At 71.6% G+C, this 24468-nt stretch carries 21 protein-coding genes; 11 read left to right on the top strand and 10 right to left on the bottom strand.

Translation table 11 applies throughout. The features are described from left to right. Positions 1 to 2 precede the first annotated feature (2 nt). Positions 3 to 656: a hypothetical protein gene (locus tag MTO99_RS16705; protein ID WP_243555011.1), complete on the top strand. Its 654-nt coding sequence runs from the start codon at positions 3 to 5 to the stop codon at positions 654 to 656. Between the two features lie 53 nt (positions 657 to 709). Next, positions 710 to 1726, top strand: coding sequence for an o-succinylbenzoate synthase (locus tag MTO99_RS16700; RefSeq protein ID WP_243555009.1), 1017 nt, complete (start codon positions 710 to 712; stop codon positions 1724 to 1726). Between the two features lie 72 nt (positions 1727 to 1798). On the opposite strand, the gene pulA is transcribed toward MTO99_RS16700, so the two are convergent. Both pulA and MTO99_RS16690 read right to left on the bottom strand, forming a co-directional pair. Then, complete coding sequence (pulA, locus tag MTO99_RS16695; RefSeq protein WP_243555008.1) at positions 1799 to 8092, bottom strand: pullulanase-type alpha-1,6-glucosidase; 6294 nt, start codon at positions 8090 to 8092, stop codon at positions 1799 to 1801. A 228-nt stretch (positions 8093 to 8320) separates the two neighbouring features. Continuing rightward, positions 8321 to 8803 carry a DUF1772 domain-containing protein gene (locus MTO99_RS16690; protein WP_243555006.1) on the bottom strand — a complete coding sequence of 161 codons (483 nt, stop codon included), beginning with the start codon at positions 8801 to 8803 and terminating at the stop codon, positions 8321 to 8323. A gap of 59 nt (positions 8804 to 8862) precedes the next feature. Here MTO99_RS16690 and MTO99_RS16685 point away from each other — a divergent pair, with 59 nt between their 5' ends. Next, positions 8863 to 9435, top strand: a complete 573-nt coding sequence (locus MTO99_RS16685; protein WP_243555005.1) for a TetR/AcrR family transcriptional regulator — start codon at positions 8863 to 8865, stop codon at positions 9433 to 9435. 59 nt (positions 9436 to 9494) lie between these two features. Here the strand turns inward: MTO99_RS16685 and ccsB are convergent, their stop codons facing one another. Genes ccsB through MTO99_RS16660 form a run of 5 tightly spaced genes read right to left on the bottom strand, consistent with a single transcriptional unit; the run spans position 9495 to position 14571 of the window. Then, positions 9495 to 10556, bottom strand: a complete 1062-nt coding sequence (gene ccsB, locus MTO99_RS16680) for a c-type cytochrome biogenesis protein CcsB (protein WP_243555003.1) — start codon at positions 10554 to 10556, stop codon at positions 9495 to 9497. Next, positions 10553 to 12430: a cytochrome c biogenesis protein ResB gene (resB, locus tag MTO99_RS16675; RefSeq protein ID WP_243555001.1), complete on the bottom strand. Its 1878-nt coding sequence runs from the start codon at positions 12428 to 12430 to the stop codon at positions 10553 to 10555. Before resB ends, ccsB begins: the two co-directional genes overlap by 4 nt. Beyond that, on the bottom strand, positions 12408 to 13160 hold the full coding sequence (locus tag MTO99_RS16670) for a cytochrome c biogenesis CcdA family protein (RefSeq protein WP_243554999.1): 753 nt from the start codon (positions 13158 to 13160) through the stop codon (positions 12408 to 12410). Before MTO99_RS16670 ends, resB begins: the two co-directional genes overlap by 23 nt. After that, positions 13160 to 13771: a TlpA family protein disulfide reductase gene (locus tag MTO99_RS16665; protein ID WP_354002490.1), complete on the bottom strand. Its 612-nt coding sequence runs from the start codon at positions 13769 to 13771 to the stop codon at positions 13160 to 13162. Before MTO99_RS16665 ends, MTO99_RS16670 begins: the two co-directional genes overlap by 1 nt. An 8-nt stretch (positions 13772 to 13779) precedes the next feature. Then, positions 13780 to 14571, bottom strand: a complete 792-nt coding sequence (locus MTO99_RS16660) for a histidine phosphatase family protein (protein WP_243554996.1) — start codon at positions 14569 to 14571, stop codon at positions 13780 to 13782. Between the two features lie 71 nt (positions 14572 to 14642). On the opposite strand from MTO99_RS16660, the gene MTO99_RS16655 reads away from it, so the two are divergent. From MTO99_RS16655 to MTO99_RS16645, 3 genes are all read left to right on the top strand, one after another. Then, on the top strand, positions 14643 to 15326 hold the full coding sequence (locus MTO99_RS16655) for an amino acid deaminase (RefSeq protein ID WP_243554994.1): 684 nt from the start codon (positions 14643 to 14645) through the stop codon (positions 15324 to 15326). A 93-nt stretch (positions 15327 to 15419) separates the two neighbouring features. Beyond that, on the top strand, positions 15420 to 16772 hold the full coding sequence (gene aspS / locus MTO99_RS16650; protein WP_243554992.1) for an aspartate--tRNA(Asn) ligase: 1353 nt from the start codon (positions 15420 to 15422) through the stop codon (positions 16770 to 16772). 83 nt (positions 16773 to 16855) lie between these two features. Then, complete coding sequence (locus MTO99_RS16645; RefSeq protein WP_243554990.1) at positions 16856 to 17782, top strand: formylglycine-generating enzyme family protein; 927 nt, start codon at positions 16856 to 16858, stop codon at positions 17780 to 17782. Positions 17783 to 17815: 33 nt separating this feature from the next. Here MTO99_RS16645 and MTO99_RS16640 read toward each other — a convergent pair whose 3' ends face one another. Next, positions 17816 to 18085 carry a glutaredoxin family protein gene (locus tag MTO99_RS16640; protein WP_243554988.1) on the bottom strand — a complete coding sequence of 90 codons (270 nt, stop codon included), beginning with the start codon at positions 18083 to 18085 and terminating at the stop codon, positions 17816 to 17818. A gap of 121 nt (positions 18086 to 18206) precedes the next feature. Beyond that, positions 18207 to 18305, bottom strand: coding sequence for a 30S ribosomal protein bS22 (locus MTO99_RS16635; protein WP_003792170.1), 99 nt, complete (start codon positions 18303 to 18305; stop codon positions 18207 to 18209). A 164-nt stretch (positions 18306 to 18469) separates the two neighbouring features. Between MTO99_RS16635 and MTO99_RS16630 the strand changes: the two genes are divergently transcribed. Further along, on the top strand, positions 18470 to 18979 hold the full coding sequence (locus MTO99_RS16630) for a GNAT family N-acetyltransferase (protein WP_243554986.1): 510 nt from the start codon (positions 18470 to 18472) through the stop codon (positions 18977 to 18979). A 38-nt stretch (positions 18980 to 19017) separates the two neighbouring features. Here MTO99_RS16630 and MTO99_RS16625 read toward each other — a convergent pair whose 3' ends face one another. Next, the gene (locus tag MTO99_RS16625; protein WP_243554984.1) at positions 19018 to 19455 is read right to left on the bottom strand and encodes an ArsR/SmtB family transcription factor; all 438 of its coding nucleotides are present in this window, start codon (positions 19453 to 19455) and stop codon (positions 19018 to 19020) included. A gap of 74 nt (positions 19456 to 19529) precedes the next feature. Between MTO99_RS16625 and MTO99_RS16620 the strand changes: the two genes are divergently transcribed. The 4 genes from MTO99_RS16620 (at position 19530) to MTO99_RS16605 (ending at position 24466) form a co-directional block, all read left to right on the top strand. Continuing rightward, the gene (locus MTO99_RS16620; RefSeq protein WP_243554976.1) at positions 19530 to 20972 is read left to right on the top strand and encodes a TrkH family potassium uptake protein; all 1443 of its coding nucleotides are present in this window, start codon (positions 19530 to 19532) and stop codon (positions 20970 to 20972) included. Next, on the top strand, positions 20965 to 21633 hold the full coding sequence (locus MTO99_RS16615; RefSeq protein WP_243554975.1) for a potassium channel family protein: 669 nt from the start codon (positions 20965 to 20967) through the stop codon (positions 21631 to 21633). The genes MTO99_RS16620 and MTO99_RS16615 overlap by 8 nt, the downstream gene beginning before the upstream one ends. Positions 21634 to 21893: 260 nt before the next feature. Then, positions 21894 to 22847 carry an ABC transporter ATP-binding protein gene (locus tag MTO99_RS16610; RefSeq protein WP_243554973.1) on the top strand — a complete coding sequence of 318 codons (954 nt, stop codon included), beginning with the start codon at positions 21894 to 21896 and terminating at the stop codon, positions 22845 to 22847. After that, on the top strand, positions 22844 to 24466 hold the full coding sequence (locus tag MTO99_RS16605; protein WP_243554971.1) for an ABC transporter permease: 1623 nt from the start codon (positions 22844 to 22846) through the stop codon (positions 24464 to 24466). Before MTO99_RS16610 ends, MTO99_RS16605 begins: the two co-directional genes overlap by 4 nt. The last annotated feature ends 2 nt before the right edge of the window (positions 24467 to 24468 follow it).

The raw sequence follows: 24468 nt of genomic DNA, 5'->3' as shown, positions 1-24468 counted from the left end.
GCATGATCCGACACATCCGCCGGGCGACCACCCTTCTGGTCGCCGCCGGCATCACCAGTGCCCTGGCGGGCTGCGCGGCACCCTTCGCCGTGTCCCTGCCGTCGCAAGCGCCGGACACGCAGTCGAGTGTGCGGCCACCCGAGTCCGACGCGGCGACGATCATCGTCGCCGCCGACGGCTTCACGGTCATCGCCGACGACGACACCGCGCTGCTCGAAGCGGCGTACGACGATCCGCTCGACGCGGTGGTGGAACGACTCGCCGCCGTGCTCGGCGAGGAACCCGTCGTCGGCGATGACCCGGGCCACGCCGAGCGCCCGCCGTACACGACGTACGGCTGGGGCGGGTTCCGGCTCGGCACGGCGCACGAGACCTCCGATCTCGCGTTCGACGTGCTCGCGTCGGGCCCGGCGACCGGCGACGTCGAGGTGCGCACCGCCGAAGGCATCGCGATCGGGTCGTCGACGAACGCGGTTCGCACCACGTATCCGGCGACCATCGCCGAGTTCGACGACTTCCTCGTCGCGCACGGGCCCGACGTGGTCGTCGGCGAGGCGCAGGATCCGCCGCGCACCCTCACCGTCGCCGTCTACATCGACGCGCCGGCCCAGGGCGTGACCCGCATCTTCGCGCCCGTCGACAGCTATGGGCCGTGACCGAGCCGTGACCGGGCCGTGACGGCGCGGGCGGCGCGTGCCACGATGACGGGGTGAGCCCCGCCATCGCACCGCCGCCCGCCGCCCTCCCCCCGCTCGCCGAGATACTCGCCACCGCCCGCGTCGTCGCACTGCCGCTCGTGACCCGGTTCCGCGGCATCGACGTCCGCGAGGCGGTGGTGTTCGAGGGGCCCGAGGGGTGGACCGAGTTCAGCCCGTTCGCCGAGTACGGCGACGACGAGGCCGCGACGTGGCTCGAGGCATCCGTCGATTTCGGCTGGAACGCATCGCCGCCCGCGCGGCGCACCACGATCCGCGTGAACGCGACCGTGCCCGCCGTCGACCCCGACAGCGTCGCCGCCGTGCTGGCCCGGTTCCCGGGGTGCCGCACCGCGAAGGTGAAGGTGGCCGGTTCCGATCAGACGCTCGCGCAGGACGTCGCCCGCGTGCGCGCGGTGCGCGAGACGCTCGGGCCCGAGGGCCGGGTGCGGCTCGACGCGAACGGCGGATGGAACGTCGACGAGGCGGAGCACGCGATCCACGCGCTGGCGGCCTTCGACCTCGAGTACGTCGAGCAGCCGTGCGCGACGGTGCCCGAACTCGCCGAGATCCGCGAACGCACCCGCTACATGGGCATCCCGATCGCCGCCGACGAGAGCGTGCGGCGTGCCGCGGATCCCCTCGCGGTCGCGTCGGCCGGGGCGGCCGACCTGCTGGTGATCAAAGCGCAGCCGCTCGGCGGCATCCGCCGGGCGCTCGCGATCATCGCCGAGGCGGGGCTGCCGGTGAACGTGTCGAGCGCGCTCGACACGAGCGTCGGCCTCGCGATGGGCGCGCATCTCGCGGCCGCGATCGGCGACCTCGAGTTCGACTGCGGGCTCGGCACCGCGTCGCTGCTCGCCGCGGATGTCACGGATGCTCCGCTCTCGCCGGTCGACGGAGCCGTGCCCGTGCGGCGGGTCGACGTGTCATCCGCCCTGCTCGACCGGTGGGCGGCCGACGCCGACCGCACCGCGTGGTGGCTCGCACGGCTCGAGCGCTGCCACGCGGTGCTCGGCGAGCGCGCCTGACTCGCCCTCCACCGGTCGAGGAGCGCCGACGCGAAGCGGCGACGCGTCCGAGCGCTCCTCGACCAGGGGTGATCAGCGAACCCGCCGCGCCAGCCGCGGCCCGAGCACGATCGCGCCGGCGGCGAGCAGTGCCAGGGCGAGCAGCAGGGCGAGCCACGTCTGGGTCCCGGTGAGGCCGAGCGGCCCGAGCACGACCAGGGCGGCGGATGCCTCGAGCCCCGAGTCGACACCGAGCACCCGGATCACGTGGTCACCGGTCGCGGTGTCGAGCGGAATCGTCGCCTGCACCGAGATCGCGCCCTGCGCATCGGCGGTCGCGCCGACGAGCAGTCGCGGCGTCGAGTGCAGCCACACCTGGACCGCCTCGCCCGGCGCGAAGCCGGTTCCGGTGATGCCGATCACGTCGCCCGGGCGCGCCGTGCCGGCCGAGAGGTGCAGCGTCGGGGTCGCCTCCGGCTCCCCGGGCTGCCCCGGCTCACCCGGCTGCCCGGGCTCCCCAGGCTCGCCCGGTTCGCCAGGCTCGCCCGGCTCCTCCGCCTGTGCCTCGACCAGCACCGCCGCGGTCCGCGCCGGGATGGTCACCGTGCCGGTCGCCGCGTCCCACGACGTCGACGCGGTCACCGCGTCGGCGCCCCCGGCCTGCACCGCGTTGAGCGCGAACTCGCGGCCGGCGAGCCCGTCGATCGCCTCGGTGATCGGCTCGGGCGACGAGTTGAACACGACGAGGGCGCCGTCGAGGTCGGCGTCGGCGTCCGCACCGAGGCGGTCGTCGATGAGCATCGCGATGAGGCCGGCCGTGGCATCCGGCCCGCTGTTCGGGAACGTCACCTTCTGCTCGATGAGCTCGGCCGAGCCGAGCTGCAGCAGGTCGACGCTGGATCGCACCCGCAGCAGGTCGAGGGCGGATGCCTCGGCTGCCGCGATGTCCGCCGCGGTCGGCTTCAGCGCGGGGTCGGCGAGCAGCGCCGCCATGTCGGCCCACTTCGCCCCGTTGTCGGCCTCGGGCGGCAGACCCGACCCGAAGGTCGACTCCTGGCCCGTCCAGTCGATGCGGTTGAACCAGTCGCCCGAGTTGTAGCTGTTGCGATCGAGCGACTTCGAGCGCAGCAGCTCGGTGCCGGCGTGCCAGAACGACGGGGTCTGCGCGAACGCGACGGTCGCGAGCGACAGCGTGTTCATGCGCACGCGGTCGGCCATCGACGTACCGGTCGGCAGCTTCCAGATGCCGTGGTCGAACAGCGTCTCGTTGTCGTGCGCATCGACGTAGGTGATGACCTCGTCGGGCTGGTCGGCGTAGCCGGCGGGCTGCCCGTTGTAGTCGACCTCGTCGCCGCGCTTCACCGTGCCGTCGGACGCTTCGAACTCGAACGCCCGCAGGTTGCCGGCCAGGCCGAGCTTCACCAGGTCGGTCTGCTGGCCGAGCGTGCGCGTGCCCTCGCGGGCGGGGTGCCCGTTCGGGTCGCCCGCGAGCCCGGTGCCGAAGCCCTGATCGTAGGTCGACGACCCGTCGACCGGGCTGCCGCCGTGCACGCCGTCGCGCAGCCGGTCGTTGAAGGTGCCGATGCCGGTGCCGCCGAGCTGGCCCTGGGTGGCCTGTTCGAACAGTGCGTTGTCGGCCACCTCGCCGAAGTTCCAGCCTTCGCCGTACAGGTACACGGCCGAACCGTCGACGCCGTCCTCCTCGAGCGTCAGCTCGTCGAGCGCGGCCCGCACCGCGAGCAGGTTCTCCTTCGAGTGGTGCCCCATGAGGTCGAAGCGGAACCCGTCGACCTTGTACTCCTTCGCCCAGAGCACCACCGAGTCGACCATCAGCTGCTGCGCCACCGAGTGCTCGGTCGCGACGTTCTGGCAGCACGTCGAGGTCTCGACGGCGCCGGCCGCGTTCAGCCGCTGGTAGTACCCCGGCACGACCCGGTCGAGCACGCTGGTCTCGGACTGTCCCGACGCCGAGGTGTGGTTGTACACCTCGTCGAGCACGACCTGCAGGCCCATGCTGTGCAGCGCGCCGACCATCTCGCGGAACTCGCCGACGCGCGCGCCGCCGTCGGGGTCGACCGCGTACGAGCCCTCGGGCGCCTGGTAGTGGTACGGGTCGTAGCCCCAGTTGAAGCCGTCGAGGTCGCGGATGGACGCGAGGCACGCCTGCTGCTCGGTCGACGCCGGCCCGAACGACGCGAGGTCGCAGTCGGCGGTCGCCTGCGCGTCGCGCCGCTCCTCGATCGTGGCGATGTCGAACGTCGGCAGCAGGTGCACCGTGTTGATGCCGGCGGCGGCGAGCTCGCGCAGCTGCGCGGTGCCGGCCGAGTCGCGCGTGAACGCGCGGTAGGTGCCGCGTTCGGCCTCGGGCACGGTCTCGTCGGTGATCGAGAAGTCGCGCACGTGCAGTTCGTAGATCGCGCGATCGACCGCGTGCTCGACGACCGGCGTGGGCGTGTCGGTCCACAGCTCGGGCGAGATCGACGGGTCGTCGAGGTCGACGACGACGGTGCGCGTCGAGTTCACGGTGAGCGCGGTCGAGTACGGGTCGGTGACCGAGTTCGTCTCGACCGCCCCGGTCGAAGGCTGGTAGACCTCGAGCCGCCAGCGGTACTCGTCGCCTGCGTCGAGCGCACCCGGCGCGGTCGCCCAGGTGCCGGTCGACGGGTCGAAGGATGCCTCGACGAGCGCCGGGTCGCCGGTCGCGCCGGCGTCCCACCGCTCGAGCACCACCGATTGCGCGGTCGGCGCCCACACGGTCGCGACCGTGTCGTCGCCGCGCCCGCTGACCCCGAGGTCGACGGATGCCACGGCCTCCGCGTAGAGGTCGTCGAGCACGCCGGGCACCTGCACGCCGGTGAACGCGGTGAGGCTCGCTGAGCCTGTCGAAGCGGTCGCCCCTTCGACAGGCTCAGGGCCCGAGCGCTGCGCGACGACGAGCTGCTCGGTCAGCAGGCCCGCGACCGTCGCGCGGTCGAGCCCGTCGGCCTTCAGCGCCAGGTACGCCCCGCCGCCCAGCTGCGGGAACCGCGCGAGCTGCGCCTCGGTGAGTCCGCCCGCATCGAGCGTCAGCGGCACGCCGTCGCCGGTCGCCCCGGTCACCGCGCCCTCGTCGCCGATCGCGAGCCCTGCGTCGGCCGAGTGCTCGAGCGTCCACGAGAGCCCGTCGGCCGAGGCGCCGCCGAGCAGCGCGGCCGGCCAGGCGATCGTGTCGGCGTCGATCCACTGCGCGCGCGCCTCGCCGGCGCCGGGCAGCGGCGGGTTCGCCACCTCGATCTCGAGCACATGCGTGGCGAGCGTGTACCGGAACGTCACCTGCTCGCCGTCCTTCGTCGTGAACGTGGAGTTCGCGCCGTCGCGCACCCCGCCGACGCCGTAGTTCTCGTCCCAGCTCATGCCGTGCGCGACCTTCGCCTCGTACGCGCCCGCCGGGATCGACGTGGTCGTGAACTCGTACACGCCGTCGCCGTCGGAGTCGAAGAGCATCGACGCGAGGCAGTCGGGCGCCCAGTCGCCGGGGCATCCGATCTCGCTCTGGAACGAGCCGGGCACGGTGAGGATCGGCCCCTGGGCGGTGGAGGTCGCCAGGTGCGTCACCGGGTTCCAGTAGAACGTGATCGGCCCGCCGTCGTGGTGGTAGGCGATGTTCGCTCCGCCGGGTACGCCGCCCTGGCCGTAGTTCACGTCCCACGAGCCGTTGATCGCGACCTTGTACTCGTAGTCGCCCGCGGGCAGGTCGAACGTGCCGGCGTAGACGCCGTCGGCGCGCAGCGTCAGCTTCGCCGCCTCGCAGCCGGGTGCCCAGTCGCCCGCGCAGCCCATCGCGGCGTTGTGGTTGCCCGGCACGGTGACCAGTTCGATCGGCTGTTCGGGCTCGTCGACCTCGACGAGGTTCACCGCGTTGCCGACCGACGCGTAGGTGGACGCGGCCGAGCGGTGGCCCGCGGCATCCGTCGAGATCGCGCGGTACTCGACGAGCGTGCCCGTCGCGAGGCCCGCGGTGTCGTGGAAGACGCGGGGCGAGGTGTCCTCGGCGGTGCCGAGGGCGTGCCACGCGGCGTCCGACTCGTCGCCCGCGATGCGCCAGGCGAAGCTGGTCTCCTGCCAGGTGCCGGGGTCGACGTCGGCCGCGACCGGCGTGACGCCCCGCACGCCGGCGCCGGCGGCCGGCGTCGCGACCGAGATCGCGAGCGCCGCGTCGGGCGCGGTGACCGGTCGGTCGGCCGTGTAGACCACCGCGCCCAGGGCGGGCACGGTGACGGATGCCACGCCGTCGGCGTCGGCCGTGACGGATGCCTCCCCTTCGACAGGCTCAGGGAGCGAGGAGTCGTAGAGCGGCGAGAACACGCCCGCGTCGGTGAGCGTCGGCACCTCGACCGTGCGGGTCTCGGTCGCGTTGTTCACCGCGACGAGGTACTCGACCTTGTCGGCGCGGTCGACGCGGCTGAACGCATACACGCCCGCGCCGCTGTCGACGTACCGCTCGACCTGCGCGCCCGTCGCGAGCGCCGGGTGCGCCTGGCGCAGCGCCGAGAGTTCGGCGATGTGCTCGTAGAGCGGAGCATCCGTCGACTGGTGCGCGCCGGTGCCGAACGGCTCACCGGTGACGAGCGACTGACCGGTGTACTCGTCCACCTGGGAGGCGAACATCGTCTGCCGGGCGCTCTGGTCGCCGCCCGTGCCCGCGAAGCCCTGCTCGTCGCCGTAGTAGACGACCGGCTGGCCGCGGGTGAGGAACAGCAGGTCGTGCGCGAGTTCGTCGCGCGCGAGCGGGGCATCCGTGTTCTGCAGGAAGTACCCCACGCGGCCCATGTCGTGGTTGCCGAGGAAGGTCGGCAGCGCCGTCGCCGACGAGTGCGGGGTCGTGTAGTAGTCGTCGCCCGCGAACAGCGACTGCAGGTTCTTCGCCGAGTTGCCGGCCGCGAAGCTCACCGCCTGCGACTGGAAGGTGAAGTCGAGCACCGAGTTCATGTCGGTGTCGCGCACGTACGGGCTGAGCTTCACGGGGTCGGCGTCGTAGACCTCGCCGAACATGAAGAAGTCGGGCTTGCCGGCGACCGTGCGCGCGTAGTCGAGCACCTGGGCCGACCACTGCTGCCAGAACTCGAAGTTCACGTGCTTGGCGGTGTCGATGCGGAACCCGTCGATGCCGAGGTCGATCCAGTCTTCGTACACGTCGACGAAGCCGTTCACCACGGTGGGGTGCTCGGTCATCAGGTCGTCGAGGCCGACGAAGTCGCCGTACGTGACCGACTCCCCCTCCCACGTCGAGTCACCGCGGTTGTGGTACAGCGTCGGGTCGTTCAGCCAGGCCGGGACCTTCAGCGTCTCCTCACCCGCATCGAGCACCGGCGTGTACGGGAAGCTGGTCGCCGCGTCGAGCGCCGGGAAGGGCTGCGACGCGTCGGCGTAGTCGGCGAGGTCGATCGGGTTGCCGTCGGCGTCGAGGTACGGGCTCGTCGCCTGGTCGATGTAGGCGTACTGCTGCTCGGCGTAGTCGATGACGTCGGCGGTGTGGTTCGTGATGATGTCGAAGTAGACCTTGATGCCGCGGTCGTGCGCGTCGGCGATCAGGTCGCGCAGCTCGTCGTTCGTGCCGAGGTGCGGGTCGATCTGCGTGAAGTCGGTGACCCAGTAGCCGTGGTACCCGGCGCTCGCGTTCGCGCCCTCGCCCTGCACGGGCTGGTTCTTGAAGCTCGGGGTGAGCCAGATCGCGGTGGTGCCGAGGCCCTCGATGTAGTCGAGCTGCGAGCGCAGGCCGGCCAGGTCGCCGCCCTGGTAGAAGCCCTTGTGCGTCGGGTCGTACCCGGTGGTGAGCGCGTCGCCCGTGAGGCCGCCCTCGTCGTTCGACGGGTCGCCGTTGTCGAACCGGTCGGTCATCACGAAGTAGAAGACCTCGTCGCTGCCGGCCTGGCGCACCGGGGCGTCGACCAGGGATGCATCGGATGCCTCGTCGTACGCACCGCGCAGCGTCGCGTCGGTCGCCTCGAGACCGACCTTCTTCAGCGTGTCGTCGAAGACCACGCGGATCTCGGTGTCGCCCGCCACGGTCAGCGGGATGTTGTCGCCGCCGCCGTTCAGGCCGTACGCCTCATCCCACGCGTCGTTCACCGCGACCTTGTACTCCCAGTCGCCGGCCGGAATGGTGAACTCGGCCGCGTACACCCCGGCGGTGTCGGTCGGGAGCAGTTCGGTCGCGGCGCATTCGGGCTGCCAGTCGCCGGGGCATCCGAGCTCCGACTGGAGGCTGCCGACCAGGGCGAACGTGCGCGCCTCGTCGGCTGCGGCCGCGCCCGGCACCGCGATCACCGCGGCGCCGATGAGGGATGCCCCGAGGGCACCCGCCACGATCGTCGCCAACCATCTGCGCACCCTCGCGCTCCGCGTCATCCTCGACTCCTGCCCCTGGCGATGGCGCGCCCGTGCGCCATCCGACTGGGGCGACGGTAGCAGCCGAGGTCGCCTGATTGCAAGCGCTTACACAGGTACTGCCGCTCACCGACACGGATGCCACGGCGCACGTCGCGCCCTCATGCAAACGCTCTCACGCTCCGTGCCCCCTCACGCCCCATGGGCCGGGGTGCGGGTGGGGGTGGGCAGGCGCGGGGCGGGCAGCGCTCAGGCGGCCGCGATCAGCGCGAGCGCCACGCACAGCCCCACGACCGCGACCCCCTGCAACACGCTGCGCAGGACGATGATCGACTCCCAGCGCTCCTGCAGCGCACGGGCGTCGGCGGGCACCTCGTCGGCGAGTGCGGCCGCGGTGAGCCGCTTGTTGATCGGGGCCGAGATGCGCGCGAAGAGCATCAGCCACACCGCCAGCGAGACGACCGCGATCGAGGCGACCACAGCGGCGGGCACCGATTGCGCGAGCACCGCGAGCGCGACCGTCGCGACGCTGAACACCACGCTCAGCACGCCGACCACCGACAGCCGTCGGTCGCCATAGCGGTGCGATCGCCCGGTGAACTGCACGAGCGCACGGTCGTCGATCTCGGCGAACGCCGCGCGCGACACCAGAGCGGTGAGCGTGTCGGTGCCGAAGATCACCGCGGTCGCGACGATCGCGATGGTGACAGTGATGGTGTCGATCCAGAACATGTATGACTCCTCGCAGTTTCTAGCGTTGCTAGTATTTTTAGCGATGCTAGCATGAAGCCATGGCCTCCACACCCCGCATGCAGGAATTGCGTTCCGAACGCTCACGCCGCGTCGTCGAGGCCGCGCGATCGATCGCCGAGGAGGAGGGGTGGCCGGCGGTCACCATCCGGCGACTCGCCGAGGCCATCGGCTACAGCCAGCCAGTGCTCTACTCAGACTTCCCCGGCGGTCGCGACGAGATCGTCGGCGCCGTGATCATCGACGGGTCGCGTCGGCTGACCGCCGCGATCGCTGCGGCCGCCGAACGCGCGCCGGCCGATGGTCGGCTGCGTTCGCTCGTCGAGGCGTACCTCGAGTTCGCCCGACGGAATCCCGCCGTCTCCGAGGCGATGTCGTCGATGTCGTCGACCGTCGCGTTCGCCTCCGACGACACGCCCGCCGAACTGCGAGCGGCGTTCGCCCTGCTGCACGGCGCGGTCTCGGGCGGCGACGACCGCGCACGTTCCGTGCGGGCCGAGGTGCTCTGGGGCACGCTGCACGGCCTCAGCCGGCTCGAGGCGTCTCAGCGTCTCGACCCCGCACTCGACGTCGATCGCGTCGATGCGGTCGTCGCCCTGTTCGGCCCCGGGTGAGCCGCGTGTTCGCGCAGGCGTGTCCCCACCCCCTCGCCCGAGCGCGAGCGAGCGCCGGCCTACAGGCCGCTGTACGCGTGCAGCCCCTTGAAGAAGAGGTTCACGATCGTGAAGTTGAACAGCACCGCGCTGAACCCGATGATCGCGAGCCACGACGAGCGCGTGCCGCGCCAGCCGCGCGTCGCCCGCGCGTGGATGTAGCCGGCGTAGATCACCCAGATGATGAAGGTCCAGACTTCCTTCGTGTCCCAGCCCCAGTAGCGGCCCCACGCCTTCTCGGCCCAGATCGCGCCGGCCATCAGGGTGAACGTCCACAGGATGAACCCGATGATGTTGACCCGGTAGGCGAGGTTCTCGAGGGACACCGAGTTCGGCAGGGTCGCGAGGAACGACTTCTTCGCGGCATCCGCGGTCGCCACCACCGCCTCGCGCCGGGCCTGCATGAGCTGCAGCACCGACAGCGCGAATCCGAGCGCGAAGAACCCGACCGACGTGGTCGCGACGAACACGTGGATGACGAGCCACACCGACTGCAGCGCCGGCGGCAGCGGGGCGACCTCGACGTAGAAGTTCACGGCGGCCACGCCGAGCAGCACGAGCACGAGGCCCGTGACGAACGTGCCGAGGAAGCGGAGGTCCTGCTTGGCGAACAGCAGCACCACGAGGTAGACGGTGGTCACCACGAGCGTGCCCGTCAGCGCGAACTCGTACATGTTCGCCCACGGCACCCGCCCGGCGGCGATTCCGCGCAGGATGTCGGCGGTCAGGTGCAGTGCCCACGCGAGCACGGTCATCGCGACGGCGACGCGCAGCGCGGGCGAGCGGCCGTACTCGACCGAGGCGCCGGCGTCGAGCGCGCTGCGCCAGCGGCCCCCGCTCGTCGAGGAGCGCCCGACGGAATCCGACGCGTCTCGAGACGCAGCGACCCGGTCTCGGGTCGCGGCGTCCTCGCTGCGCTCGGGCGCTCCGCCCCCTGCGGTGACCACGACCGGCTCGGCCGCCGCACCCGCTGCGACCCCGCGCTTGGCGAGGTCGATCGCGTACGCGACGAACGCGATCGCGTAGACGGCGATCGCCGAGTACACGCAGAGGATCGAGAGCTGATCGAGGGTGAAGGTCACGCGTCCACCTTACTTCCGGGAGTCGAGGGATCATCAGCGTCGTCGGCCGCCGGCCCGCCGTGCGCATCCGCGAAGGCGCGCACCGCGTCGTCGAGCCCGGGGTCGTCGCCGCGGGCCAGCCCCGCGTACTCGAGCACCACACGGCCGTCGCGGCGGCGCACCGCCTTCACCCACATCCGGCGACGCGGCACGAACAGCGAGACCAGCAGGCCGGCGATGATGAGGATGGCGAAGACGAGCACCCACCCCTGCGTCGGGTCGTGGTGGATGTCGAACGACGCGAACCGCTTGACGCTGTGCGACAGGTCGCCGTCGGCGGTGCCGGCCGGCGAGGCATCCTCGAGCGTCACCGTGCCGCGGCCGCCGGGCAGCTCGGCGGTCTCGCCGGGCTTCAACTCGATCGAGTCGACCCCCGTGGTGCCGCCGGTGAGCTGGGTCATGCCGCTCGGGTCGAGCGCGTACACCGAGGTCGGTGTGCCGTCGTCGATGCCGAGGTCGCCCTCGTAGACGTTCAGCGTCAGCACCGGGTACACGAGGTCGGGATAGGTCGAGGCGTACGCGCCGGTCGAGAGCACGTCCTGCGTCGGATAGAAGAACCCGACCATACCGAGTTGCTCGTCGAGCCCGTCGGTCACCTTGATGACGCCGATCGAGGTGAGGTTCGCGTCCTGCGGCAGGAACGGCACCGAGTCGGTGAACACGATCTCGCCGTCGGGGTTGCGCACCGTGACGGTCGGCGCGTAGCCGTTGCCGAGCAGGTAGACGTCGGTGCCGTGCGTGCGCAGCGGCTCGTTCACCTTCACCGTCTCGTCGACCGCGCTGCCGCCGTCGTCCTCGACGACCACGTGCGCCGTGAAGTCGATCGGCTGGCCGATCGCGTCGGCGTTCTGCGTCTCGTACACCGCGTCGAGCCCCTCGAGCGAGAGCCGGTAGGGCGACAGCTGCGCGTCGTCGAAGAAGCGGCCCGGGTTGAACGAGTCGTACGCGCCGAGCGTGTTCACGAACGACTGCCCTTCGACCACGACCCGCTGGCCGGAGAACCCGAACCCGCCGCCGATCGCGACGGTCGCGAGCACGCCGAGCAGCGCGGTGTGGAAGACCAGGTTGCCGGTCTCGCGCAGGTAGCCGCGCTCGGCCGAGACGGATGCCTCGCCGCGCAGGTCGTACCGTTCGACCCGGTAGCCCGCCCGCTTCAGACGCGCAGCGGCGTCCGCGATCGACGCCTCCGCCCGCTCATCCTCCGCCCGCTCATCCTCCGCCCGCTGAACCTCCGCCCGCTCATCCTCCGCTCGCTGAACCTCCGCTCGCTCTTTCTCCGCCCGCTGAACCTCCGCTCGCTGAGCCTGTCGAAGCGAGCCGGCCCCGCCTTCGCTTCCGTCGGCGAGCTCGGGCAGCGACCGCACCGTGTAACCGGCCAGCCGCGACAGCCGAACCGGGGTGCGCGGCGGGCGGGCCCGCAGCGCCTCGAGGTGGTGCTTCGTGCGCGGGATGATGCAGCCGATGAGCGAGACGAACAGCAGCAGGTAGACGGCCGAGAACCAGGCCGACGTGTACACGTCGAACATCTGGAACGAGTCGAGCACCGGCGCGAGGTCGGGGTTGTCCTGGAAGTACTGCGTGACGCCGTTCGGGTCGCTCGAGCGCTGCGGCACGAGCGATCCCGGCACCGCCGCGATCGCGAGCAGCAGCAGGAGCAGCAGCGCGGTGCGCATGCTGGTGAGCTGTCGCCAGGCGAAGCGCAGCCAGCCGACGGGGCCGAGCTTCGGCTGCGCGACCCCGGATGCCCCGCCGTCGGGTTCGGGCGCCGAGTCGACGTGGTCGGCGGGGCGCAGGGGGTCGTGAGCGGTGCGCTCAGAGGACGAGGTCGATGCCACTCATCACTCCCTGGAGTTCGTTCATCCACGCCGTCCAGAGCCCGCTGACCATGACCAGTCCGATCACGATCAGCAGCCCGCCGCCGATGAGGTTGATGGTGCGGATGTGCCGCCGGAGGAACGTCATCGAGCCCGTCACCCAGCCGAAGCCGAGCGCGACGAGCAGGAACGGGATGCCGAGCCCGATGCAGTACGCGAGCCCGAGCACCGCGCCGCGCCACGCGGACTCGCTGTTCAGGCTGAGGCTCAGCACCGCGGCGAGCGCCGGTCCGATGCACGGCGTCCAGCCGAGGCCGAACACCACGCCGAGCAGCGGCGCACCGGCGAGGCCCGTCGCGGGCCGCCAGGACGGTTTGAACTGGCGCTGCAGGAACGTGAACTGCCCGACGAACACCAGCCCCATGACGATGAGCACGACGCCGAGCACCCGGGTGATCGGATCCTGCCAGGTGCGCAGCCACGCCCCGGCGACCCCCGCGAGCACCGTGTAGGTGAGGAAGATGACGGTGAACCCGGCGACGAACAGCGCGACGCCCGCGAGCAGCCGCCGGCGGTTGCGCCGTTCGACCGCGGCGTCGGCCGAGGCATCCGTGAACCCGCCGAGGTACCCGAGGTATCCGGGCACGAGCGGCAGCACGCACGGCGAGAGGAACGAGATCAGCCCCGCGGCCAGCGCGATCGGGATCGCGACCAGCAACTGCCCACTGAAGACGAGCTCGCCGGGGCCCATCAGGCGGCCTCGTCGAGCAGGCCGTCGACGATCGTCGTGAGGATCGAGGCATCCTTCACCTGACCGAGGATGCGCGCCGCCACCCGACCGTCGCGGTCGAGCACGAGTGTGGTCGGCACCGCCGCCGCGGGCACCTTGCCCGCGAACGCGAGCTGCACCCGACCCTCGTCGACGTCGAGGATCGACGGATACGTGATGCCGAAGTCCTCCTCGAAGGGGCGCGCGGTGCCGGCCTGGTCGCGCACGTTGACGCCGACGAAGGCGACTTCGTCGCCGTACTGCTCGTGCACCCGCTGCAGGATCGGCGCCTCGACGCGGCAGGGAGCGCAGCCCGCGTACCAGAAGTTCACGACCACGACCTCGCCGGCCGCGTCGGCCGAGTCGAAGGAACCGCCGTCGACGGTCGCGCCCTCGAACGACACCGGCTCCTCGCGGGAGTCGGGCGCGAACTCGGCGATCGTGCCGTCGCCCGCGATGTAGTTCTTGCCGCTGCCCTCGCGGTACTGGTCGGCGAGCGGGTCGGACGTGCAGCCGGTCAGCAGCAGCGCGAGCACGGCTCCGCCGGCCGCGTAGCGTGCGAAGCGAGCGAGTCGAGACCCGCTCCGAGGCATCCGGTGCATCACACGGCCCCCACGTCGGTCGCGTGCGCACCCAGCCCGGCCGCGGGGTCGACGTACCCGACCTCGACGAAACGGTGCCCGGTCCCTGAGCCTGTCGAAGGGCTCCCTGAGCCTGTCGAAGGGCCCCCTGAGCCCGTCGAAGGGCTCCCTGAGCCTGTCGAAGGGCTCCCTGAGCCTGTCGAAGGGCCCCCTGAGCCTGTCGAAGGGCCCCCTGAGCCTGTCGAAGGGCGCCGCTCGAGCGTCGTGATGCTCGACAGCGCGCAACGCCGCCGGCGCGGATCGTGCGCGAGGCCCTTGCCGGCGAGCCGGCGGTGCACCATCCAGATCGGCAACTGGTGGCTGACGAGCACGACGTCGCCGCCGTCGACGCTCGACCAGGCGTCCTCGATGGCGTGCAGCATGCGCGTCGCGATCGAGCGGAACGGTTCGCCCCAGCTCGGCTCCCACGGGTTGATCAGGTACGCCCAGTTGCGCACGTCGCGAAGCGCGGAGTCGCGGCCGGTCATGCGCTTGCCCTCGAACCGGTTCTCGGGTTCGATGAGGCGCTCGTCGATGGATGTCTCGAGCCCGAATGCCGCGGCGATCGGCTCCGCCGATTGGCGAGTGCGCTGCAGCGGCGAGCTCACGAGCGCCGAGACCGGCCGCTCGCGGGCGAGGAGGTCGTCGGCGGCGGCCTGCGCCATGCGGTGGCCGAGCTCGCTCAGCCCGTACCCCTCGAGTCGCCCGTAGAGCACGCCCTGCGGGTTGAACACCTCGCCGTGGCGCACGAGATGGATCTGGTCGGCCGGCACGGGCTCCAGTCTACGGAGGCGATTCCTTCGAATTCGCCGAGGGGCGACGGGCCATCCGGTATCGTCCCCGCATGTCCGCCGACCGTCTCGCCGCCCTGGATCGCGCCGCCGAGCTCGCCGGCGCCGACGATCTGCCCGGCGCGCTCGCACTGCTGCCGTGGCTCGTGTCGTCGATCGCGCTCGACCGGGCCTCGGGCCGGTTCGACGCCTGGGGCCGGTCGACCGTGATCGACGAGCACGCCGGCGAGGTGCTGCGCCGCACCACGTTCGACGGCCTGCACGCGATCGCGGGGCTCGGCGAGGACGCCGCCTGGCCGATCGGCAACGCCGGCCTGCTGCACGTCTACGGCTACCTGCTGTCGACGGTGCCGACGCCGTGGGGTCTGAAGCGCGAGCGATGGCTCGGCGCGCAGCTCGCCGACGCCTACGGCGGGCCGCCCGAGCGGTTCCATCCGTGGGCGGGGCCGGGCACGCTGCTCGAGCGGGTCACGGCGGATGCCTCGAAGCTGCTGTCGCGCGCCGACGCGCGCCGCCGCACCCGGCGCGTCGACGGCGTGGACACGGTGGTCGCCGTGTCGCCCGCAACCGACGCACCGGGACGGCCTGCGGCACTCGCCTACGGCCTCGACGACGGTCGCGGCATCCGGCTCATCACGACCTTCCCCGTGGCATCCGACCCGGCCGCGGTGCTCGAGGAGTTCGGAACCTCCGCGCCGCGCCTGCGCTGGAACGCCGCCCCGCCGGCCACGACCTGACCCGCCCCGGCCGCCCGACCCGTTGCGCCCGTGAACGGTGAGCGGGGTCCACCCCGATCAGGGCGCGAAACCGGGCGGGTAGGATGGTCGTCCGTGACCGACCGCACCCTCGTCAAGCAGCTCGCCGCCCAGACCGACGGCCCCGTGACCGTCGCCGGATGGGTCGAGACCGTCCGCGATCAGAAGAAGGTGCAGTTCGTCATCCTCCGCGATGAGTCGGGCGCGGTGCAGCTGGTGAACCCCGCCACGCGCGAGCTCGCCGAGGATGCCCCGGCCGAAGGCGCCGGCTCGGCCGCGGCCCTCGCGCTCACCGAGGCGATCTCGGGTCTCTCGCACGGCTCGTTCGTGCGCGTGACCGGTGACCTCAAGCACGACGAGCGGGTGAAGCTCGGCGGGCTCGAGGTGAAGATCGGCTCGCTCGAGATCGTGACCGAGGCCCCCGCCGAGCCGCCCATCGCCGCCGACTCGTCGCTCGACAAGCGGCTCGATTGGCGCTACCTCGACCTGCGCCAGCCCAAGCACAACCTGATCTTCCGCATCCAGACGACGCTCGAGCACGCGTGGCGCACCTGGTGGGTCGACAACGGCTTCATCGAGATCCACACGCCGAAGCTCATGTCGAGCCCGTCGGAGTCGCGCGCCGAGCTGTTCCAGCTCGACTACTTCGACCTCGGCACCGCGTACCTCGCGCAGAGCCCGCAGCACTTCAAGCAGATGGCGCAGGCGGCCGGCTTCGGCAAGATCTTCGAGATCTCGCCCGTGTTCCGCGCCGACCCGTCGTTCACGTCGCGGCACGCGACCGAGTTCATCTCGGTCGACGCCGAGATGAGCTGGATCGACTCGCACGACGACGTCATGGTCATGCAGGAGCACCTGCTCGCCGCCGGCTTCGAGGCCGTGGTCGAAAAGCACGGCGACGAGATCCGCGAGCAGTTCGGCATCGAGCTGACCGTGCCGGCGCTGCCGTTCCCGCGCATCCCGCTCGCCGAGGCGCGCGAGATCGTGCAGGCCCGCGGGTACGAGATCCCCCGCACCGACGGCGACCTCGACCCCGAGGGCGAGCGCCAGATCGCCGCGCACGTGAAGGAGACGTACGGCCACGACTTCGTGTTCGTGACCGACTACCCCACCGGCATCCGGCCGTTCTACCACATGGTCGACCCCGAGACCGGGCTCACCAAGAGCTACGACCTCATCTACAACGGCACCGAGATCACGACCGGCGCGCAGCGCGAGCACCGCATCTCCGTGCTCGAGGAGCAGGCGAAGGCGAAGGGGCTCGAGCTCGAGGGCCTCGCGCACTACCTCGACTTCTTCCGGTACGGCATCCCGCCGCACGGCGGATTCGGCATGGGCCTGGCGCGCGTGCTCATGCTGATGCTCGGCGAGGCGTCGATCCGCGAGGTCACGTTCCTGTTCCGCGGGCCGACGCGCCTCGCACCGTAGGCGCGTCGCTCGCGCGGGTCGGCTGGGGTGAGGCGGATGCCGCGTCCGGCGCCGATCCGCACCCGCCGACGTAGGCTCGGAGCATGGTCGACCTGACCCCGCTGGTGCCGATCCCCGCCGGGCGGTTCCTCATGGGCTCGGCCGAGTTCTCGGCCGACGAGACGCCCGTGCACGTCCGCGAGGTCGCGGCGTTCGAGATCGAGCAGCACCCGGTGACGAACGAGCAGTTCGCCGCATTCGTGGCCGACACCGGGTACGTGACGGTCGCCGAGCGGGCCCTCGACCCGGCCGACTTCCCGGGCGTCGACCCCGCCGACCTCGTGCCCGGCGGCCTCGTCTTCACCCCGACCGCCGGGCCGGTCGACCTGCGCGACTGGTCGCAGTGGTGGCGATGGGCCGCCGGCGCGACCTGGCGTGAGCCCGGCTGGCCCGGGCCGACGGCCGACGAGCGGCCGCGGCATCCGGTCGTCATGGTCGCCTACGAGGATGCCGCGACCTACGCCGCGTGGGCGGGCCGCCGCCTGCCGACCGAGGCGGAGTTCGAGTACGCCGCGCGCGGCGGGCTCGACGGCGCCCGGTTCGCGTGGGGCGACGAGGAGTTCCCGGGCGGCCGGCTGATGGTGAACCGGTGGCAGGGGCGGTTCCCCTCCGAGAACACCGGGGCGGCGGGGTGGATCGGGCCGTCGCCGGTCGGCACGTTCCCGCCGAACGGGTACGGTCTGGTCGACATGACGGGCAACGTGTGGGAGTGGACGACCGACGTGTACACCCCGCGGCACGTCGTGCCGGGGCTCGCCGACGCGGCGGTCGATGCCGGCGGTCGGCGCGACCTGCTCGGCGGCGCGGCCGGCGAGGCATCCGGCCCGGCCGATCGCGAGCGGCGCCGCGTGCTCAAGGGCGGGTCGCACCTCTGCTCGCCCGACTACTGCCTGCGCTACCGCCCGGCCGCCCGGTCGCCGCAGTCCGACGACACCGCGACGACGCACATCGGGTTCCGCTGCGCCCGCTGACGGGGCGCGCCGCGTGGCACGGCTCGGCGCGGGTCAGCCCAGCAGAGCCGATTTCAGGCGCACGGGGTCGACGTGCCAGTACGTGTGCACCTCGCCGTCGAGGAGCACCACCGGGATCTCCTCCGCGAACCGCTCCGCGAGCGCCGCATCGTCGAGGATCGACGCCTCGTCGTACTCGATCGTCGGCGCGGCGGGGGTGGCGGCGACCTCCCCGCGGACGGCGGCGACGACCTCGCGCGCGTCGTCGCAGAGATGGCAGCCGGGCTTGCCGACGAGGGTGAGGCGGATGGTGCGTGCGGTCACCGTCTCAGGGTACGCGGCGAGCGCCCCCGGCGAACCCGAACGGGCGGCGCGGGCCGCGAGGCATCCGGGCATGCAAAAAGCGCCGGACGGATCCGGCGCTCAGTGCGGAGCAGGCGCGAGCCTACTTCTTGTTGCGACGCTGGTGGCGCGTCTTGCGAAGAAGCTTGCGGTGCTTCTTCTTCGCCATGCGCTTGCGGCGCTTCTTGATGACGGAACCCATCAGAACCTCACTGGAAAATTCGGGCCCGGCGGCGCGTGCCGCGGGCCGTTGGCGGAAAAGCCTCCGCACAGTCTACCGGATCCGCCGACCGGTGCCGTCGCGCACCCGTTTCGGGACGAATCGCGGCAACGACACCGTGCTGCGAAGCAGGTTAGGTTCGAAGGATGCTCCGCGACGAACTCGTCATCCGCACCACCCGCGAAGAGGACTGGCAGGCGGTGCGCGCGCTGCGGCTCGAGATGCTGCGCGACACGCCGCTCGCCTACGCCGAGACGCTCGATCACGCGCTGCAGGTCGAGGAGCCCGAGTGGCGCCAGCGCGCCCGCCGCGGTGAGACGCCCGGCCAGACGTCGGTGGTCGCGATCGAGGGCGAACGCTGGGTCGGGCACATGGGCGGATGGCTCCCCCAGGGCGAATCCGTGCCGCTGCTGGTCGGCGTGTACGTCGCGGCCGACCGTCGCGGCGAGGCATCCGGAGTGGCCCGCGCGCTGCTCGAGGCGATCGAGGCGTGGGCGCGCGGCTACGGCGACACCCTGCGGCTCGAGGTGCACGAGCACAACCCGCGGGCGATCCGGTTCTACGAGAAGCTCGGGTTCTCGTTCACCGGTCGCAGCCGCGAGTACGAGCTCGCACCGGGCGGCCTCGAGCTCGAGATGATCAAACGGCTCGCCTGACGACGCGGCGGGGGCGCCGACGACGCGGCGGTCTCGCGTCAGCCCTTGCGCAGCGGCGCGACCACCGAGCTGACCGAGTGCGCCGTCTCGGCGAACGCCTTGCCCAGCTTCGACGCGAACGCGAGCTGCTCGTCGTTCAGCGCGCCGTCGAGCTCGTCGGCGGAGGCGAGCTTCGCGGCGTCCGCGGCCGCATCCTGCGCGAGGAACGGGATCAGCCAGTCCTCGAGCTCCTCCAGCGGCGCGCGGTCGAGCCGGTAGTACCGGTGCTGACCCTCCTCGCGCACGGCGACCAGGCCCGACTCGCGCAGCACCTTGAGGTGCTTCGACACGGTCGGCTGGCTCACGCCCAGCACGGCGACGATCTCGGAGACGCTGATCTCGCCGCCCGAGTGCGGAGCGTCCGTCTCGCGATCGAGCAGCACGGCGAGGATGTCGCGCCGGGTCGAGTCCGCCACCACGTCGAAGATGTCCGCCATGGGTCAAGGGTAGTCATTCGCACCGGGGAGTACCATGACACACGCGTTCAGCGGACACCGGGTTGGAGGAGCGCGTGAGGCGGAGGGGATCTGCGGCACTGCGGGCTCCCCAACGGAGCCGGCTGGGGCGACTGCGCGACGCCGTCGACGCCTTCGTACGCACCTCGCCCGCCCGGTTCGCGATCACCGTGTTCACCGGCCTGATCCTGCTGTTCACGCTGCTGTTCTCGCTGCCGGTGGCGCGCTCCGGCGTGGGCACGACCGTGCCGTTGCACGACGCGTTCTTCACCGCCGTCTCGGTGATCTGCGTCACCGGCCTGTCGACGGTCGACATGGCGACGTACTGGTCGCCGTTCGGCAACGCGCTCGTGTTCATCGGCGTGAACATCGGCGGCGTCGGCGTGCTGACGCTCGCGACCACCCTCGGCCTGGTCATCTCGCGGCGGCTCGGGCTGCGGGCGAAGCTGCTCGCGGCCAGCGACAGCAACCCGTCGCGCATCCACGTGGGCCCGGTGTCCGAACGGCAGGCCGTACGGCTCGGCGAGGTGGGCGGGCTGCTCGTCACCGTCGCGGTCAGCGCCCTGGTCATCGAGACGACGGTCGCCGTGGCGATGATCCCGAGCATGTTCGCGGCGGGGTACGACGCGTTCCGCTCGATCTGGTACGCGTTCTACTACTCGGCGATGGCGTTCACGAACACCGGCTTCATGCCGAACCCGGGCGGGCTCGAGCCGTTCCTGCACGACTACTGGATGCAGTCGTGGCTGATGGTCGGGGTGTTCCTCGGCAGCCTCGGCTTCCCCGTGATCTTCGCGCTCGCGCGCGGGTGGCGGCATCCGCGCCGCTGGAGCCTGCACGTGAAGCTCACGCTCACCACGACCGTCATCCTGTTCATCGCGGGTGCGGGCATGTACATCCTGCTCGAGCACGGCAATCCGGCGACCTACGGCCGGCTCGACGCCGGGCCCACGATCTTCCAGTCGATGTTCATGTCGGTGATGGCGCGTTCGGGCGGCTTCGCGACGGTCAACATGCACGACCTGTACGGGTCGAGTCAGCTCGTCACCGACATGCTCATGTTCGTCGGCGGCGGGTCGGCGTCGACCGCGGGCGGCATCAAGGTCACGACGCTCGCCGTGCTGTTCCTGGCCGCCTTCGCGGAGGCGCGCGGCACGCCCTCCATGGAGGCGTTCGGGCGGCGCATCCCCCGCGACATGCTGCGACTGTCGGTCGCGGTCGTGCTCTGGGGCTCGACGATCGTCGCGGCGGCGTCCATCGCGATCCTGCAGATCTCGAAGCAGCCGTTCGACTACGTGCTGTTCGACGTCATCTCGGCGTTCGCCACCTGCGGACTCTCGACCGGGCTCACCGCCGACCTGCCGCCGGCGGGCGTGTACGTGATGGCGTTCACCATGTTCTTCGGACGCGTCGGCACGGTCACCCTCGCGGCCGCCCTCGCCGCGACGACGCGTCGCCAGCTATACAAACGACCGGAAGAGAGGCCCATCGTTGGTTGATCGCATCAGACATGACGCCCCGGTGCTCGTCATCGGACTCGGGCGATTCGGCGCGGCCACGGCCGGTCAGCTCGACCGCCTCGGCCGCGAGGTGCTCGCCGTCGACACCGACGAGAACCTCGTGCAGAAGTGGGCCGACCGGGTCACGCACGCGGTCGTCGCCGACGCCAAGTCGGTCGACGCGCTGAAGCAGATCGGCGCGCAGGACTTCTCGATCGCGGTGTGCGCGGTCGGCTCGTCGGTCGAGGCATCCGTGCTCATCACCGCGAACCTCGTCGACCTGAAGATCCCGCAGATCTGGGCGAAGGCGATCTCGGCGTCGCACGGCAAGATCCTCGAGCGCATCGGCGCGAACCACGTCATCTACCCCGAACGCGAGGCCGGCGAACGCACCGCGCACCTGGTCAGCGGGCGGATGCTCGACTTCATCGAGTTCGACGACGACTTCGCCCTCGTGAAGATGTACCCGCCGAAGCCGATCCGCGGCAAGACCCTCACCGAGTCGGGTGTGCGCACCCGGCACCACGTCACGGTGGTCGGTGTGAAGAGCCCCGGCAAGCCCTTCACGTACGCCACCGAGCAGACCGTGGTCACCAACCACGACCTCATCATCGTGACCGGCACCGAGAGCGACATCGAGAAGTTCGCTGCGCTCGAATAGGGCGGATGCTCCGGAGCCCACCCAAGCCCGCTGAGCCTGTCGAAGCCCGCTGAGCTCGCTGAGCCTGTCGAAGCGCGCTGAGCCTGTCGAAGCGCGCTGAGCCTGTCGAAGCGCGCTGAGCCTGTCGAAGCGAGCCCACCTCCCTTCGACCCGCTCAGGGAACCTCCCTTCGACAGGCTCAGGGAACCTCCCTTCGACACGCTCAGGGAACCCGGTTCACCGTATTCACAAATTTGTGAAATGCGCGTATCGTCGCGTTCATGACCACTGTGATCCGCACGTCGGCGCTCGTGAAGCGCTTCGGCCGCACCACCGCGCTCGACGGTCTCGACCTCGAGGTCGCCCAGGGCTCGGTGCACGGATTCCTCGGCCCGAACGGGGCCGGCAAATCGACCACGATCCGCATCCTGCTCGGGCTCGCCCGGGCGACGTCGGGCGAAGCATCCGTCTTCGACCTGGAGCCCTGGACCCACGCGGCCGCCCTGCACCGCCGCATCGCCTACGTGCCGGGCGACGTCGCCCTCTGGCCGAACCTCACCGGCGGCGAAGCCATCGACCTGCTCTCCCGGCTGCGCGGCGGCGCGACCGACCGCGCCGCGTACGCGAAACGCAAGGCCGCCCTCGCCGACGCGTTCGAGTTCGACCCGCGCAAGAAGGGCCGCGCCTACTCGAAGGGCAACCGGCAGAAGGTCGCGCTCATCGCCGCGTTCGCGACGCCCGCCGACCTGTACATCCTCGACGAGCCGACGAGCGGGCTCGACCCGCTGATGGCGCAGGTGTTCGCCCGCGAGGTCGACCGGGTCGCCGAGGCGGGCGCCACCGTGTTGCTGTCGAGCCACATCCTGAGCGAGGTGGAAGAGCTCTGCGACCGGGTCAGCATCATCCGCGCCGGCCGCATCGTCGAGTCGGGCACCCTCGCCGACCTGCGACACCTCACCCGCACCGAGATCTCGTTCGCCGCCGACGACGTCGCGCCCGACGCGCTCGCCGGACTCGGCAGCGCCCACGACGTGCGCGTCGATCACGGGCGGGTGAGCTTCACCGTCGACTCCGACGAGGTGTCGGGCACGCTGCCCGAACTCGGGCGGCTCGGCGTGACGGGGCTCACGATCGCGCCGCCCTCGCTCGAGGAGCTGTTCCTCAGGCACTACGGCGACGAGATCGCCGCCGACGAGGCGGCGGCCCCGGCCGACCGGGCGGGGGCCCGCGCGTGAGCACCTTCCTCGTGCTGCTGCGGCAGCGCATCCGCCGCGACCGGCTGCAACTCGCACTGTGGATCATCGGCACGGCGCTGCTGGCCTACGCGTCGGTCGCCGCGGTGTTCGACACGTACGGTTCGGAGGACGATCGCCGTGACATCCTGGCCGTCGCGATCGCGACCCGCACCATCCTGATCTTCCGCGGCACGCCGAACGGCGTCGACGACGGCGCGTTCGCGTTCTTCCTGATCTACGCCTGGCTGGCGCTCATGGGCGGCCTGATGAGCACGTTCCTCGCCGTGCGGCACACCCGCATGGAGGAGGAACAGGGCCGCACCGAGCTGGTCTCGGCCACGCCCGCCGGGCGGGTGCTGCCGACCGTCGCGACGGTCGCGCACGGGGTGCTCGCCAACCTGGCGCTGGGCCTCGCGATCGCGCTCGCGTTCATCGGCAACGGGCTGGATGCCACGGGCTCGCTCGTGACCGGGGCGGCGATCGCCGCGCCGGGCATCGCGTTCCTCGCGTTCGGGTTGTTCGCCGCGCAGCTGTTCCGCACCTCCCGGGGCGCGAACAGCCTGTCGGTGGCGTTCGTGCTCGCCGCCTACCTGCTGCGCGGCATCGGCGACGCCGCCGGCACGCCGTCCGACGACCTGCTGCACCTGACGCCGGCCTGGCCGACCTGGCTGTCGCCGATCGGGTACGGGCAGTTCACCGGCGCGTTCGTCGAGAACGATCTCGCACCGCTGCTCGTACCGGTCGGGTTCGCGGTGCTCGTCGTCGCGGGCGTGTTCGGGTTGCAGTCGGTGCGCGATCAGGGGGCGAGCCTGCTGCCCGGTCGGGTCGGGCGCGCCGACGCGCGGGCCGGCCTGTCGAGTTCGTTCGGGCTGGCGTGGCGGCTGAACACGTCGATCCTGGCCGCCTGGGCCGTCGGCGGCATCGCGACGGGCCTGCTCGCCACCTCGCTGTCGTCGATCATCGGCGAGATCGCCGGCAGCACCCCGCAGGTCGCCGAGACGCTGAAGGCGATGGTCGGCGACGACGCGACGCTCGAGCAGGCGTTCGTGGCGACGTTCTACGGGCTGGTCGGCATCCTCGCGGCCTGCTGCGCGGTGCAGGTGGGCATCCGCGCCCGCCAGGAGGAGGCGCACGGCACCGCCGAACCCGTGCTCGCCACCCCCGTGCCGCGGGTGCGCTGGCTGCTCGAGTACTGGATCGTCGGGGTGATCGTGATCGTCGTCGTGCTGGGCGCCTCCGCCGCCGCCGGGCTGGTCGGCGCGGTGAACGCGAGCGACGCCGAGGCGCTCGTGCCGAACGTGCTCGAGGCCGCGCTCGCGCAACTGCCCGCCTGCCTGGTGTTCCTCGGCCTCACGCTGCTCGTCTTCGCGTACCTGCCGCAGGCGACCGTCCCGCTCGGGTGGGCGCTCGTCGGGCTCGGCGCGATCCTCGGGTTGTGCGGGCCGATCCTCGGGCTGCCCGACTGGATCGTCGACCTCTCGCCGTTCGCGCACTCGCCCGTGCCCGCCGGCGACGACACCGACTGGTCGGGCGGATGGTGGCTGCTCGGCATCGGGCTGGTCGCGGGCGGGCTCGCGGTGTGGTCGATGCGCCGTCGCGAACTCGCGACGGGCGGGTGAGA

Origin of the sequence: Agromyces larvae, from assembly GCF_022811705.1 — a bacterium.
GTDB classification, from domain to species: Bacteria; Actinomycetota; Actinomycetes; order Actinomycetales; family Microbacteriaceae; genus Agromyces; species Agromyces larvae.
The sequence above is the reverse complement of the archived record's forward strand: the minus strand, read 5'-3'. Positions and strand labels throughout refer to the sequence as shown.

What these genes read in the sequence shown, in the direction of transcription:
- MTO99_RS16645 (WP_243554990.1), top strand. Translation starts at nt 16,856, where the DNA reads ATGGTCGACCTGACCCCGCTGGTGCCGATCCCCGCCGGGCGGTTCCTC.
- pulA (WP_243555008.1), bottom strand. Translation starts at nt 8,092, where the DNA reads ATGACGCGGAGCGCGAGGGTGCGCAGATGGTTGGCGACGATCGTGGCG.
- MTO99_RS16630 (WP_243554986.1), top strand. Translation starts at nt 18,470, where the DNA reads ATGCTCCGCGACGAACTCGTCATCCGCACCACCCGCGAAGAGGACTGG.
- MTO99_RS16670 (WP_243554999.1), bottom strand. Translation starts at nt 13,160, where the DNA reads ATGGGCCCCGGCGAGCTCGTCTTCAGTGGGCAGTTGCTGGTCGCGATC.
- MTO99_RS16655 (WP_243554994.1), top strand. Translation starts at nt 14,643, where the DNA reads ATGTCCGCCGACCGTCTCGCCGCCCTGGATCGCGCCGCCGAGCTCGCC.
- MTO99_RS16625 (WP_243554984.1), bottom strand. Translation starts at nt 19,455, where the DNA reads ATGGCGGACATCTTCGACGTGGTGGCGGACTCGACCCGGCGCGACATC.
- MTO99_RS16705 (WP_243555011.1), top strand. Translation starts at nt 3, where the DNA reads ATGATCCGACACATCCGCCGGGCGACCACCCTTCTGGTCGCCGCCGGC.
- MTO99_RS16685 (WP_243555005.1), top strand. Translation starts at nt 8,863, where the DNA reads ATGGCCTCCACACCCCGCATGCAGGAATTGCGTTCCGAACGCTCACGC.
- MTO99_RS16665 (WP_354002490.1), bottom strand. Translation starts at nt 13,771, where the DNA reads ATGCCTCGGAGCGGGTCTCGACTCGCTCGCTTCGCACGCTACGCGGCC.
- MTO99_RS16610 (WP_243554973.1), top strand. Translation starts at nt 21,894, where the DNA reads ATGACCACTGTGATCCGCACGTCGGCGCTCGTGAAGCGCTTCGGCCGC.
- MTO99_RS16635 (WP_003792170.1), bottom strand. Translation starts at nt 18,305, where the DNA reads ATGGGTTCCGTCATCAAGAAGCGCCGCAAGCGCATGGCGAAGAAGAAG.
- MTO99_RS16690 (WP_243555006.1), bottom strand. Translation starts at nt 8,803, where the DNA reads ATGTTCTGGATCGACACCATCACTGTCACCATCGCGATCGTCGCGACC.